The organism is Sneathiella sedimenti (genome assembly GCF_017313765.1).
Classification (GTDB): domain Bacteria; phylum Pseudomonadota; class Alphaproteobacteria; order Sneathiellales; family Sneathiellaceae; genus Sneathiella; species Sneathiella sedimenti.
In genome coordinates this window covers 447,345-461,153 of record NZ_JAFLNC010000003.1, presented here as the reverse complement: position 1 = coordinate 461,153, position 13,809 = coordinate 447,345, and the positions used below count along the sequence as shown (strand labels likewise).

Sequence of the window (13,809 nt, the reverse complement as noted above, 5' to 3'; positions counted from 1 at the left end):
ATTAACAGCGTGTTCCTTGGTAGATTTGGTCATAGTTAATTAATGACTTTGGTATGGGGCAGATATAGGCAGCGGACAGATGTATCAAGTATCACTTTGCGTAAAGGCTGGCTAAAGGGCCTAAAAAATGTGAGTTTGTAGCGATGGTCACAACGTCTCGAAATGTTCCAACAAAATTATGGCAAGATCGATGTGCGGCCGGTTCAGTTTAACCAGCCCGGTCGAGGCAATGCGACGTGTGTTCGACTTCCCCGAACGCCCCAATCTTGCTGCGCGCTACAATATTGCCCCGACAACAAATATTGCCGCCATCCGAGTAGACAAGAACACAGCAGGGGAAAGCCGCCACTATTTCCCGGCTCATTGGGGGTTAATTCCGTCCTGGGCGAAGTCCACTGAATTCAGCGCCAAGATGATCAACGCCCGGAGCGAGACCGTCACGGAAAAGCCCGCCTTTCGCGCGGCGTTCAAAAGTCGCCGCTGCCTGATACCGGCAAACGGCTTTTATGAATGGCAGAAACTGTCCAAGGGAGCAAAACAACCCTGGTTGATCGGGATAGAGGATATGCCTCTCTTCGCGTTTGCCGGTCTCTGGGAAAGCTGGAAGTCACCGGATGGCGAGGTCATTGAAAGCTGCACGATCCTGACGACAACGGCGAGTGAGAGCATCGCCTTCATTCATCCGCGCATGCCGGTCATTCTTGAACCGTCAAGATTTGACCCCTGGCTCCGGGGTGAGGCGGGAACGGAAGTTTTAAAAGCCTTCGACGCGGACCGGATGACCTTTTATAAGGTCTCCAGCCGCGTTGGCAATGTACGCAACGACGATGCAGACTTACTCAAGCCAGTTGATCCACCACCGACTCAGGCACGGTTGCTCTAGGAGTGGTTTCGATGCCCTGAAACAAGTTCAGGGTTGCGGTTTGCCTCCCGGCTGATCCGGACCACAGAACTCTGCAGCTTTTCAAACGCCTTATGTTCGATCTGGCGCACCCGTTCTTTCGTAATACCGAGGCGGTCCCCGAGAACCTCGAGCGTGGTTTTGTCATCCTGCAACCGGCGTTCCCGGATAATGATCTGTTCACGATCGGTCAATTCCTGCAGCGCGGTTTCAAGCCATTGTGACCGGACAGCACCGTCAATGTTGCGCATTGTATTTTCTTCCGGCGTCGGGTTTGTGTCCTGCAGGAAGTCTTCAATGCTGTCATCCCCCTCTTCACCAATGGGGGCATTCAACGATTGATCCCGGGACGACAACCGGTGCGCCATCGTTTCGACGTCCTTGATGCCGATCTTCAGCTTTTTCGATATGGCGATCAAGGTATCCGACGAGAATGCCGTATCATCCATATTTTGTATTTTCGCCCGTAACCAGCGTAAATTAAAAAACAGGGATTTTTGCGAGGCGCTGGTGCCAGACCGCACAATTGACCAGTTGCGCAAGACATAGTCCTGCATCGCTGACTTGATCCACCAGCTGGCATAGGTTGAAAAGCGGATTTCACGCTCCGGCTCGAATTTGAAGGCGGCCTGCATCAGACCGATATTCCCTTCCTGAACCAGGTCACTCATGGAAAGGCCATAATTCCGGAATTTGGACGCCATTGATACGACCAGGCGCATATAGGCAGATACAAGCTCATGCAACGCTTTCTCATCTCCCTTTTGTCGCCAGAGATAAGCCAGCTCGAATTCCCTTTCCCGCGATAACAGCGGGATAGACATTGCCGTGGAGACGAAAGCGCGATTGCGTTTTTGCGTATGTGCCGTCTCTTGCTTGTTCATGTGATCTTCCTCCCACCAAGTAAAGCCGAATGTCGACGCTGTGGAACTGGGCGCACATTATAATGGTTCTAATTTAAACCTTTTCAGTTGATTTTGCAATGTCATTGCGGTTCCGCTGACGAAATTGTGATCAACAGTACATGCTTCGCCGATCCAGATTTACTACTCCAAAACTGTGTTAGAATAATGACTAACGATTCAACGAATGATTAGTTCCCAGAGATAGAAATTTAGCTCGGCTGGGTGACTGGTTTTTCCGAAGATCCCGCATAAATGACCAGCGCGGCGACCAACAGACCGGCAACAATCAGGAAGGAATGTTCATATCCGCTGTCCCCGTTTGCCGCGAGAACCCAGCCGAATAATGACTGCATAAACCCCACTCCGGTAATGCTGATCAGGTTGAGCGTCGAATTGGCTCGGCCGACGAGGTGATCGGGAAAGGAGTTTCGACAATGAGCTCCCAAAACCACATAATATTGCTGCACGAAGGCAATGTAGACGAAGAGACAGGTGACTGCCCAGAGCGGGAGATTGTCGACGAGGCCCAAAATACTAAATGCCACCAATTCCGTCAGAACGGCGGTAATGACGATTTTCTTGCGACTGCTGAAATAACGATCCAGCGGACCGAAGAACAAGGCACCGACAGGGACAACAATGGTCATCAAAAGCAAGATCTGGCCCCGCTCATAGCCATCCAGATTGTACCTGCCCTCAAGATATGGTCCGCCCCACATGCCGAGGACGGCGACCGCCGGACCATAGGCAACAAACCCCATGGCGAGGAGGTTAAAGAACTTCGGATGCAACAGAACTTCGCGATATCCGCGAAAACTCTGCCCCATAGTCCCCGGCGTCGCCCGATCATATTTGTAACCCGGCGGCACATCCCGAATAATGTAAACGCCGATTAGCAGCATCAACAGGGTGATGACAGCAATAACGACAAACGGTGCGCGCCATCCATAATGCTCAATGATATAGGCCAGTGGTCCGGAGGCCATCATGCCGCCGATGCTGGACGCCGCCAGCAACCAGGAAGCCAGGGTTGCGAACTTTGTCGGAGGAAACCACTTTGCGAACAATACGTAGGACGACATCATAATCGCGGAATACCCAACCCCGATCAGAATACGCGATGTCAGCACTTCATGGAAATTCGTTGCTGTCGCCAGCATAAGGGAGCCGACTACGCCAAGAATGGTGATACTGGGAATAATGATGCGCGGCCCGAACCGGTCAAGGGCCATGCCGGTTGGCACCTGAACCAAGGCCGATGCAAAAAACAGCGCCGCAGCCGCGACACCGAGGCTCTCGACGGCAATGCTGAGATCATCGGCGACGGGAAGCATGACGACCGCTCCCGAATAGCGGTGGAACTGCCCCAGACCGAACAGCACGGAACACACGAGAAAGATATAAATGGCACGACGTTTAACTGCTGGAGGGCGTGGTTCCGGGGACATGTAGTTTTCTGACTTTTATTCTTGTTCCTCTTACGCTCCGTCCAAACTGATAATTTGTCAAATGATTTAGATGACTTTCTGCAGCAAAAGAAACCTCATTAAACTGTTTTCAAGATTTGAAATTATGCTAAATAGTCGCGCCCGAACGGGTCACAGGACACGAATCATCAGGAGTCAGTTTACAAGGATCAGGTTGATGGAAGAATTTAAGAAAGTATTTGAGAAGAACAAAGCATGGGCAGCGAATACGACGGCAGCGGATCCCGACTTTTTCTCTCGCCTTGCCCATCAGCAGACCCCGGAACATCTCTGGATCGGCTGTTCGGACAGCCGGGTCCCTGCCAACCAGATTATGGACCTGCCCCCGGGTGAGGTTTTCGTTCATCGTAATATCGCGAATATCGTCGTACCGTCAGACCTTAACTGTCTTTCTGTTTTGCAATATGCGATCGAGGTGCTGAAAGTCAGGCATGTGATCGTCTGCGGCCATTACGGCTGTGGCGGTATCGCAGCGGCAATGTCCTCACAAAAGAATGGCATGATTGACAACTGGCTTCGCCATATCCGGACCACTGCGCGGATCTATCACGACCTGATTGAAACAGCCGAGACCCAAGAGCAGAAGACCGATCTCATGTGTGAACTGAATGTGATTGAACAGGTTCAGAACGTCTGCGCAACCACCATCGTCCAGGACGCGTGGGATAAGGGACAGAAATTTGCGGTCCATGGCATCATCTATTCGGTGAAAAACGGCCTGCTGAAAGACCTCATCCACTGTGAGGCCGGCAGCAAGGTGACGCGGGGTGAAGACTTTCCGGCGGTCCTTAAATAACGGAGTATTTTCGTCCCCGCTAAATTGACTTTTTGTCAAATAGCTTGATCAAAACGTCTGCTGGGCTTATTTTCCAATCAATAGCGCCTTCGCAATCCATAGAAATAAGAAAAAGAAATCGAGAACTCGGCATGAAATTTAAAGGTACAGATACATATGTGGCGACGGAAGATCTGATGATCGCTGTCAACGCCGCCATGACACTGGAGCGTCCACTGTTAATCAAGGGAGAGCCCGGCACCGGGAAGACCGTGCTGGCTCAGGAAGTCGCCAATGCCCTGGGTAAGCAATTTATCGAGTGGAACATCAAGTCCACGACCAAGGCGCAACAGGGCCTTTACGAATATGACGCCGTTTCTCGTCTGCGCGATTCACAGCTCGGCGATGACAAGGTGCATGACATCTCCAACTACATCCGCCCCGGCAAGATGTGGGAGGCCTTCACCGCCGACGAAAGCCCGATCCTGCTGATCGACGAGATTGACAAGGCGGATATTGAGTTTCCGAATGACCTGCTTCAGGAACTCGACCGGATGGAGTTTTTCGTTTACGAAACACAGCAGACGATCAAGGCCAAGCACCGGCCGTTGGTGATTATCACGTCGAATAACGAAAAAGAGCTGCCGGACGCGTTCCTGCGCCGCTGCTTCTTCCATTACATCAGCTTTCCCGACCAGGAAACGATGGAAAAAATCGTTGATGTCCATCATCCAGATGCGAAGCAGGAACTTGTTCGCGACGCGCTCAAGATCTTTTTCGATGTCCGGGAAACACCTGGCCTCAAGAAGAAGCCATCGACCAGCGAATTGCTTGACTGGCTGAAACTTCTCATGAGCGAAGAACTCCCAGAGGACGTGCTGCGCTCGAAAGATCCGTCCAAGCTCATTCCGCCTCTCCATGGCGCGCTTCTCAAGAATGAACAGGATGTACATCTCTTCGAAAGGCTCGCCTTCCTTTCTCGCCGCGAACAACGCTAAGGCGGCAGACAATGTTCACAAAATTCTTCTTCACCCTGAAAGACGCCTCGATCCCCGTGACGTTACGGGAATACCTGACCCTGATCGAGGCGCTTAAAGCCGGCTGCGCCGAATACTCGGTAGATGATTTTTATTATCTTTCCCGGGCAACGCTGGTGAAGGATGAGAAGAATCTCGACAAGTTCGATCAGGTCTTCGGTCATTGCTTCAACGGTATCGAGTTTATCTCCGACGCGGCAGAGGTCGAAATCCCGGAGGAATGGCTCAAGAAACTGGCTGAGCTAACCCTCACCGATGAGGAAAAGGCACAGGTCGAAGCCATGGGCGGCTGGGAAAAGCTCATGGAAACGCTGCAGGAGCGTCTTAAGGAACAGGAAAAGCGGCATCAGGGTGGCAATAAATGGATCGGTACTGCCGGTAAATCACCTTTTGGCGCCTATGGCTATAACCCTGAAGGGGTCCGCATCGGCCAGAAGGAAAGCCGCAACCGCAAAGCGGTGAAAGTCTGGGACAAGCGCGAGTATAAAAATCTCGACGACAGTGTCGAACTCGGCACCCGCAATATCAAGGTGGCCATGAAACGGCTTCGGCAGTTCGCCCGCGAAGGCGCCGCAGAGGAGCTTGATCTCGACGATACCATTCGGTCCACTGCGCGCAACGCAGGGTTTCTGGACCTCAAAATGCGGCCGGAACGCCACAACACGGTCAAGGTCCTGATCCTGTTCGATATCGGCGGCTCCATGGATGATCATATCAAGGCCTGCGAGGAGTTGTTCTCTGCCGCGCGCAGCGAGTTCAAGCATCTTGAATTCTATTACTTCCACAACTGTGTTTATGAAAAGCTCTGGAAGGAAAACAGCCGCCGTCATACCTCCTTCATGCCGACATGGGATGTGCTGCACACCTACCCTGCGGATTACAAGCTGATCATTGTCGGCGACGCAACCATGAGCCCGTATGAAATCGCGTATGCCGGTGGCAGCGTCGAGCATTGGAACGAGGAGGCCGGCCAGGTCTGGATGGAGCGGATGCTGAACATCTATCACAAGGCTGTCTGGCTTAATCCCGTACCGGAAAAATACTGGGATTACACCCCGTCTGTGCAGATGATGAAGCAGCTGATGACCGACAGGATGTATCCGCTCACGATCGGTGGCCTTGAAAACGCGATGAAAGAATTAAGCCGGTAATTCGCATTTAACCGGTTTATTATAATTTACTCAGACTTGCCCCGGCCGGGCAAATACCATCCATTTTCCACCGAACGCATTGGAAAGCTTGTCAAATTCCGGGCTCATTTCCAGAAGCTCATGGTGCATGGGGTTATTGTAGAGGAAATATATCGGCTCATGCACGTCAGCTAAATCAATGGCGATATGATCCAGGACGCTCTGCAGGATGTCAGGTCCGAATGCATTGAAAATGTAAATGACATGGGGCACAGGGGGTAAGGTATAGCTGGCCGCATCACCCTGAACTGACGCAATCGAACCGCATTGGGTTCTTACATCCCGTTTCATATCCTCGATATTTTGCAATGCTGTTTGATGCAGCTGTTCGCTCAATTCTACCCCGGTCACGGATAGGAAGGGGTATTTGGCCGCCGCGGCCAGAATGGCGCCCTTACCCGAACCGTAGTCCAAAAAGTGATAGCTCGAATTTTCTATATTCAGCCGCTCCAGAATATGCCGAAACTCATATTCAGAAGCCGCTTCATATCGCTGGGCCGAGGATTTCATCTTGTCGGGAATATCCAGCACGTCTAGTTCGACAATGCCGTCCGTATCAAGACCGCTTTCACGCATGTTTTGCCGTGAAAAGCGATGGTCTTGTAAAAGGGGGAGATGGGCTTTCGCGCAGGCAATCGCCAGAAGACCCAGGAGTGTCCGACGGAATCCACGATATTTTATATTTACGAGGAGAGTTCGCAAGCTGCGCCGGAACTGGTTATGTTCAACTTCAAGTCCGGGATACCGCGCGGTCTTGGTAAATACGAAACGTAACAAGCGACAATCCTAGGCAAAAAAGAATTAACTACAGATATATCTGGCCCCAAATAAGGCAGCGCGCAGAGTATCGGACAAAAAACTTAATATTCTTTTAGCTCTCATCCTCATCGACAAATTGCACGGCATTAATCATAGGTTGAAGACGGGCGGCAACCAACTTCTGTATCGCCAAAGATAAGAGGAGATAATAAACCGCAACATGCAGCACAAGGCCACTATCGGCGCGCGTACCTAGATAGATCGCCGCCCCAATAACGAAAAGACTTAGAAACCAGAGCCGGCCAAGCTGGCGGAGTAACTGCGTCTTGCGCAGGAATTTGGCATCTGTCAGTTCATATTTGTACCATAACTCGAACGCCGTTGAGAGGAGCACGATTGGCAGCAAAATAGAGAGGACAGCAATCAGCAACGCGATCCCCCCCTGCCCGCTTTTCAACAGTGCCGCCATCGCACTCAGCAACGAGAAACTGCCGTCCAGCCCGGCAAAGCCATTGCTGGTCATGATCGGCTGCGTTAGGGCAAGCCCAAGCAACGCCGCTGAGATAAGGAGGAAAACACCGAGATAGCGATCGCTACCTTCTGCATATTTCGCGATTGTCTGCCGGTCTGGCCGTCCGACCAGTATCCGTTCAACGAACCAATGCATCGCGCGGTTTCTCCTCTGTAAATATAGGTGATTTGCTTATACCCATTTGTGGCAAGGGTGCGAAATCAAAAAGAGGATCAGGATACATGTTATTCGGTTATAATTAACTGACAGAAATCAGGATTGCGCCACTCGCGACAAGGCCGACGCCAAGCCACGCGGGGCCTGAGAGATTCTCGCCCAGGAACAACGCCGCGATGATTGCGACGAAAACGACACTTAGTTTGTCGATGGGTGCAACCTGGGATGCCTTGCCGATCTGGAGGGCACGAAAATAACAAAGCCAGGACGCCCCGGTTGCAAGTCCTGAAAGAGTAAGAAAAATCAGAGACTTTCCCGATATTTTATCGATAGGTTGAAACTCGCCCGTATATAGAAGAAGCAGTGCCAAGGCGAAAATGATTACAATTGTGCGCAGGAAGGTCGCGAAATTCGAGTTGATCTCACTCACCCCGACCTTCGCCAATATGGCCGTCAAAGCCGCAAAAACGGCAGCGAGCAGCGCCCAGAACTGCCAGTATCCAGAATAATTCATACTTCCTATTTTACCTCCGGCGCTATTACCAGGGTCGTCTACCGAATTACCGGACCAGGAAGCAGAGTCAGCTGATTTTCGTCAGCAACCTCAGAAACAATTCCTGTTCTTCCACAGAGAGCGGCTCGAGTGTGTCATCGGTGATATCAAAGCCAAAGGGAATGATATCTTCGGTCAGCTGCAATCCGGCGTCCGTCAACCGCAGAAGCATCCGTCGCTTGTCGGTCTCATCTGGCCGTATCTGGACAAGTCCACGGTCAATCAGGCGCCGGGTTACTCCCTGGATGGTCGCCGGATCCATCGCGGTCAGGCGACCAAGGTGATTTTGCGACAGCTCTCCTTCATCCCTTAGCTTGGTGAGTGCAGCGAACTGTGTCGGCGTGATCTGCACATGCCCCATATAAGACTGGAATATGGAACTGGCCCGTTGGTGCGCACGTCGCAGCAGATGTCCAATGTGTTCCTCAACCCGATAATCATCAATCGACCGGCCGTCCTCTACCCGAGGCTTTAGCGATTTCATATGCGTCATAACGGCTAAGATATCCATATCAGTCAAATCAGGTTAAATCTGCAACCCCGGAAAAAGCGATTACTTCACGACTGTAACAGCTTCCTGACCTTTTTCAATAATGCTCATGGCGTCACCTGAAACCTGAATTTTGGTAATCGAGCAATGATTGGGACGAAAAACAACCACGTCGTCGCGTTCTTCAATTGCGCTGATGATCGCATTGATGACGACAAAATGGGTCACAAATACTGCATCACTTTTTTGCTGCCGTGTAAAATCAAGAATCGCCGATCGCCAACCCTGCAACTGCTCCGACTGCTGCGTCCATTTTCCTGCCATAACTTTGGTCAGCCACGCGCGCCGGTTCCCAAGATCAAGACCTGCTGATGGTACTTCCGATAGTTCAGGTGTGATTATTGCTTTCTTCTGCCACAATTCGGCTAGCGGCAGCGCCGTTTCCTGGGTGCGGTTGAGGGGGCTGCTGTATAGACGTGTCGGTGCAATTTCCTTGTTCAGCCGCGCGGCCATTTCCCGAGCCTGAACCATGCCTTTCTCACTTAGTCCCGGATCAAGTGCCTGATCCCAGGATTCCGCTGCCTCACCATGACGAACAAGATATACTGATATACTCACAACTACTCCTTTTCTTCCCAAAACGGCGACAATTTCCAATATAGTTGGGAAATAAAGCAAGAAACTACATCATAAACGAGAAATGCGAACGCCAAATATCAGGCATCTTTAAAAGTCGGGAACAAAATACCCTTTAATAGTGTATTATTTATTTCATTTACAATTGACAAGTGTTTTTACATAACCTATGCGTAAATTATTATTTTTTAATACCCTGATGAGAGGCGTAAATGTGAACTACCAAATCATGATTTAGACCGGAACATTGATGATGAACCATGCACAGCTAAAGGCGTTTCACGCCGTGGCAGAAACAGGCGGATTTTCAGCCGCTGCAAAAATCCTGGGCCTAACCCAGCCAGCAGTCACTTTACAGGTTCAGGCGCTGGAGCAGGCTTACAATACCAAGCTTTTCAAACGGCGCGGGCGAAAAACAGAGATCACAACATCAGGCAAATTACTCCTGCGGGTCGCCAAAAAAATATTCAGTCTGGAAGAGGAGGCCCATACGCTCCTTTCCTCTCTCGACTCGATAGAGGCGGGGCAGCTGAATATCGCCGCAACTTCATCCATTCCCGCACTACCGCTCTTGTCCAAATTTCAAGCGAAGCACCCTAAAATCCGGCTTTCATTTCTGGCAATTCCGGCCGTCCGGATCGAGAAGGAGGTACTCGAGTTCCGCGCGGATATCGCGATACAACATGTCCCCCCTGATGATAACGGACTGTTTTCGGTGAAAATAGCCGAAGCCCCCCTAAAACTGGCCGTCTCGAAAGATCATCCCTGGTCTAAGAAAAAATCAGTTGCATTGAACGAGTTGACAGACCAGAAAATTATCATGTCGTCCGATCTGTATGCGGCCCGCAAAAATCAAGAACACTGGTCATCGCAATTCACCATTAAGGCTCAACAGATATTGACGTTGCAGAGTAGGGAAATTGGGCGAGAGGCTGTTGCAAATAATCTTGGAGTCGCGTTTTTTACGGATTTGGAGATCCGGTGGGATGGCCGCATTCACGGAATTGAAATTGAAGATACGCCCCTGACAGAAGCAACCTATTTACTCTGTCTGAAAGAAGACCAGCAATCCAGCCTGATATCTTCCTTTGTTGAGATGGTCCCAGCATCTGGTGGAAAATAATTCTCGATAATTACCGTGCGAGGGAAACTTTGTCTGGATAGGTCTCAGCCCCAACTTCCATCGACATTCCCTCACGAGCAACAAAAGCGTTCGGCCAGGCCTTGAATGCATCTTTGGCCACCTGATCCATAAACTCATCATCATGAGCGGGATCGTGGTGGAAAATTGCAAGCTGGCCGACATTGGCCGCCTTACACAGACGCACCCCTTCCTGCCAGGTAGAATGCCCCCATCCCTTGAACTGCGGATACTCCTCATCAGTATAAGTGGAGTCATAGATAACCAGATCCGCGCCTTCGATAAGCTCCAGAATATCCTGGTCCGGATGACCAATCACATGTTCCGTGTCGGTAATATAGCAAACCGACTGGCCTTCACACTCAATCCGGTAGCCGGTGCCGCCGTCCGGGTGTTTCATCGGCGCGGTCCGAACATGAATACCATCGCCGAGTGAAAAGGAATCCCCGGACTTGAAATCTTCAAAACTAAGATTTGCGGCCAGTTCCGAAAATGGGACCGGGAAAGTAGGCTGACACATTTGCGAGGAAAGCACCTTCTTGATACCGCCCAGTTCGCTTAGATGGCCCGCCATTACCTTGATATTTACATCGTCGCGATAGATCGGGCAGAAAAACGGAAAGCCGTTGATATGGTCCCAATGTGTATGGGATTGCAGGAAGAGATAATCCTTCTGATTGCGACGCATAAGACATTCGCCGAGAAGTCGCACGCCCGTTCCCGCATCCAGAATTATGACGCGATTATTCACATTTACCTCTACACAGGAGGTATTGCCGCCATACTTCATATGATCCGGTGAGGGCGTCGCGATTGAACCCCGGACGCCCCAGAATGTCACATTCATACCCATTGTAAGTCTACATCACATCCCTATGCTGATAACATCTACTTTATGTAATGTGACCTTCACAAACGATTAATTCCAATTTTTTTTCACCCCATTTGTAACGGTGATCACGAAATTTTGCGCGAACTTGCCAAAATGTGATCACGGTTATGGTTAACTTGCTTCCTGCACAAGAATCCGCTCCGTCAAACGGACCCAATAGTTCGCGCCGAGCGGCAGGATTTCATCGTTAAAGTCATAGTTCGGGTTATGCACATGGCAACTTCCCTCACCTGCGCCATTGGCAATCATGATGTAGCAGCCCGGACGTTCCTGCAACATCCAGGAAAAATCCTCTGCTCCCATGACCGGCGCAACATTCTTGTTCACGCCTGAATCCCCGACCAGTTCGGCGGCGGCGGCGATGGCTTCATCGGTTTCTTCCGGGGAATTTATGGTCGGCGCATATCGACGATCATAGCTAAACTCTGCTTTCGCACCATGAGCCTCGGCAATGCCGACCGCAATCTGGCGCATCCGGTTCTCAATCATATCCTGGACTTTCGGATCGAACGCCCGGGTCGTCCCCTTCAACACCACATCTGCAGGAATAACATTCCCTGTATGCCCGCCGTTGATTTGGGCAACCGTCACGACGGCGGATTGAAGCGGATCAACATTCCGGCTTACAATATTCTGCCAGGCCAGCACGATTTCCGATGCAATCACGACCGGATCCGTCGCCAGATGAGGAAAAGCCCCATGTCCGCCGTTGCCAATAATACGGGCCTCAAAGAAATCGGCCGACGCCATGATCGGGCCCTTGCACACCGCAAAAGTACCGACCTGATGCCCAGGCATGTTATGCATGCCATAGACACTATCGACCGGAAATTTATCAAATAGGCCGTCCGCGATCATGACCCGGCCGCCCGCAACATTCTCCTCCGCCGGCTGAAAGATAAACCGGACGGTGCCGTCAAAGTTCTTCGTCCGGGCAAGATGCTTTGCTGCCCCCAGCAGCATAACTGTATGGCCATCATGACCGCAGCCATGCATTTTGCCGTCGATCTGGGAGCGGTGCTCAAACTCGTTCAATTCCTGCAGATCAAGAGCGTCCATGTCCGCCCGAAGTCCAATCGCGCGGTTACCGCTTCCGTGCGTCAGGGTGCCGACGACCCCCGTCTTTGCTAGGCCGCGATGTACCTCAATACCAAAGCTTTCCAGTTTTTCCGCGACAAAATCAGCCGTGCGATACTCTTCAAAGGCCGTTTCCGGATGCTTGTGAATTCGATGCCGCCATTCCGTGAGTTCGTCGTGCATCTCTTTGATTTCAGGAAGTATCTGCATTTTTATTTTTTCCTCATGCCAACCAGATTTCATTGACGCCGACATTAACACACATCAATTGCATTCGACAATCAAGGTCGTAGATCCTCGCCGAGCAGGAAATCTCGATCGTTGCGGAATTGTTCATACAGAAAATCAAGGAGAGCGCGAACCCGCCCGACATTGACAAGATCACGGTGGGTAAGCAGCCAGATATCGAAGTTCAGCTGGATTTCCGAAGGCAGCAGACGAACAACTTCACCATCGCGTGGCACCAGATAATGGGGGGCGAGAAACAGCCCCATGCCACTTCGCACGGCGGCAATTTGCGCTGCGACGGTATCGCATCGGAACTTGATCATTTCAGGCGTTGCATATTTCTCCAACGCATTGGAGAACGGAAGCCTGTCCTGACCGGACTTCCAGCCTATAAAATCATGGTTGGCAAGATCAGATACCGATTTCGGCTGCCCGTGCTTGTCCAGATAGGCTTGCGCGCCATAGAGACCAAAGCCCGTTTGTCCCACCTGTCGCCCGATAAGATCTGATACCCTCGGATTTGCGAGCCGCAATGCGATATCGGCTTCACGCCGCCGCAGGTCGACCACCGAAATGTCGAGCATCAATTCAAACCTGATGTTGGGGTGGCGTCGCTGGAAAAGACCAAGCTTCGGCGTTAGCCAATAGCTTCCGAACCCTTCTGTCGCAGAAATCCGGATTGTCCCGGAAAGGGAATTATCCAATCCACTGATTGCCTGCTCAACGCCGTCCAGATCCGCTTCAATCGCCTTGATCTTATCGCGGATTTGCTGCCCCGCCAGCGTTAGCAGATAACCATGTGATGCCCGTTCAAAGAGCCGCGTTCCCAGCCTTTTCTCCAGCTCGGCAATTTGTCGCCCGACTGTTGGCTGGGACACAGATAATTGACGGGCGGCGGCAGACAAGCTCCCCGTTTCGGCGACTGCGAGAAAATATCGATAATGATCCCAGGACATATTTATACATATTTGAATAGAGTATATTCAAATTTAGCATATTTTCGTTCTAAAAAAAATTCCTATCTTCAAAACGGTAAACCGTTAATTTAAG

At 51.1% G+C, this 13,809-nt stretch carries 15 protein-coding genes; 5 read left to right on the top strand and 10 right to left on the bottom strand.

Annotated elements, in window-relative coordinates:
* Window positions 1–190 precede the first annotated feature (190 nt).
* Entirely contained in the window at window positions 191–883 is a 693-nt protein-coding gene (locus tag J0X12_RS11480; protein ID WP_207045811.1) for an SOS response-associated peptidase, read from the top strand.
* Here J0X12_RS11480 and J0X12_RS11475 read toward each other — a convergent pair.
* Together J0X12_RS11475 and J0X12_RS11470 are read right to left on the bottom strand one after the other, a co-directional pair.
* The gene (locus J0X12_RS11475; RefSeq protein WP_207045809.1) at window positions 880–1,785 is read right to left on the bottom strand and encodes an RNA polymerase factor sigma-32; all 906 of its coding nucleotides are present in this window, start codon (window positions 1,783–1,785) and stop codon (window positions 880–882) included. The two genes, J0X12_RS11480 and J0X12_RS11475, sit on opposite strands and share 4 nt — an antisense overlap.
* A gap of 230 nt (window positions 1,786–2,015) precedes the next feature.
* The gene (locus tag J0X12_RS11470; RefSeq protein WP_207045807.1) at window positions 2,016–3,254 is read right to left on the bottom strand and encodes an MFS transporter; all 1,239 of its coding nucleotides are present in this window, start codon (window positions 3,252–3,254) and stop codon (window positions 2,016–2,018) included.
* Window positions 3,255–3,450: 196 nt separating this feature from the next.
* Here J0X12_RS11470 and J0X12_RS11465 point away from each other — a divergent pair, with 196 nt between their 5' ends.
* The 3 genes from J0X12_RS11465 to J0X12_RS11455 all read left to right on the top strand — a co-directional run bounded on the left by J0X12_RS11465 (window position 3,451) and on the right by J0X12_RS11455 (window position 6,256).
* On the top strand, window positions 3,451–4,089 hold the full coding sequence (locus J0X12_RS11465) for a carbonic anhydrase (protein ID WP_207045804.1): 639 nt from the start codon (window positions 3,451–3,453) through the stop codon (window positions 4,087–4,089).
* Window positions 4,090–4,220: 131 nt separating this feature from the next.
* Window positions 4,221–5,066 carry an AAA family ATPase gene (locus J0X12_RS11460; RefSeq protein WP_207045803.1) on the top strand — a complete coding sequence of 282 codons (846 nt, stop codon included), beginning with the start codon at window positions 4,221–4,223 and terminating at the stop codon, window positions 5,064–5,066.
* An 11-nt stretch (window positions 5,067–5,077) separates the two neighbouring features.
* Entirely contained in the window at window positions 5,078–6,256 is a 1,179-nt protein-coding gene (locus J0X12_RS11455) for a vWA domain-containing protein (protein ID WP_207045801.1), read from the top strand.
* Between the two features lie 30 nt (window positions 6,257–6,286).
* On the opposite strand, the gene J0X12_RS11450 is transcribed toward J0X12_RS11455, so the two are convergent.
* The 5 genes from J0X12_RS11450 to J0X12_RS11430 all read right to left on the bottom strand — a co-directional run bounded on the left by J0X12_RS11450 (window position 6,287) and on the right by J0X12_RS11430 (window position 9,403).
* On the bottom strand, window positions 6,287–7,072 hold the full coding sequence (locus tag J0X12_RS11450) for a class I SAM-dependent methyltransferase (RefSeq protein WP_207045799.1): 786 nt from the start codon (window positions 7,070–7,072) through the stop codon (window positions 6,287–6,289).
* Between the two features lie 94 nt (window positions 7,073–7,166).
* Window positions 7,167–7,721, bottom strand: a complete 555-nt coding sequence (locus J0X12_RS11445; RefSeq protein ID WP_207045797.1) for a paraquat-inducible protein A — start codon at window positions 7,719–7,721, stop codon at window positions 7,167–7,169.
* A gap of 103 nt (window positions 7,722–7,824) precedes the next feature.
* Complete coding sequence (locus J0X12_RS11440) at window positions 7,825–8,256, bottom strand: EamA family transporter (protein ID WP_207045796.1); 432 nt, start codon at window positions 8,254–8,256, stop codon at window positions 7,825–7,827.
* A gap of 67 nt (window positions 8,257–8,323) precedes the next feature.
* The gene (locus J0X12_RS11435; protein WP_207045794.1) at window positions 8,324–8,788 is read right to left on the bottom strand and encodes a MarR family winged helix-turn-helix transcriptional regulator; all 465 of its coding nucleotides are present in this window, start codon (window positions 8,786–8,788) and stop codon (window positions 8,324–8,326) included.
* Between the two features lie 60 nt (window positions 8,789–8,848).
* Window positions 8,849–9,403, bottom strand: a complete 555-nt coding sequence (locus tag J0X12_RS11430) for a histidine phosphatase family protein (protein WP_207045792.1) — start codon at window positions 9,401–9,403, stop codon at window positions 8,849–8,851.
* 268 nt (window positions 9,404–9,671) lie between these two features.
* On the opposite strand from J0X12_RS11430, the gene J0X12_RS11425 reads away from it, so the two are divergent.
* A complete protein-coding gene (locus tag J0X12_RS11425; protein ID WP_207045790.1) occupies window positions 9,672–10,544 on the top strand; it encodes a LysR substrate-binding domain-containing protein in 873 nt (290 codons plus the stop codon).
* A 10-nt stretch (window positions 10,545–10,554) separates the two neighbouring features.
* On the opposite strand, the gene J0X12_RS11420 is transcribed toward J0X12_RS11425, so the two are convergent.
* The 3 genes from J0X12_RS11420 to J0X12_RS11410 all read right to left on the bottom strand — a co-directional run bounded on the left by J0X12_RS11420 (window position 10,555) and on the right by J0X12_RS11410 (window position 13,715).
* Window positions 10,555–11,415: an MBL fold metallo-hydrolase gene (locus J0X12_RS11420; protein WP_207045788.1), complete on the bottom strand. Its 861-nt coding sequence runs from the start codon at window positions 11,413–11,415 to the stop codon at window positions 10,555–10,557.
* A 150-nt stretch (window positions 11,416–11,565) separates the two neighbouring features.
* A complete protein-coding gene (locus J0X12_RS11415; RefSeq protein ID WP_207045786.1) occupies window positions 11,566–12,741 on the bottom strand; it encodes a M20 aminoacylase family protein in 1,176 nt (391 codons plus the stop codon).
* Window positions 12,742–12,812: 71 nt separating this feature from the next.
* Entirely contained in the window at window positions 12,813–13,715 is a 903-nt protein-coding gene (locus tag J0X12_RS11410) for a LysR family transcriptional regulator (RefSeq protein ID WP_207045784.1), read from the bottom strand.
* Between the last annotated feature and the right edge of the window lie 94 nt (window positions 13,716–13,809).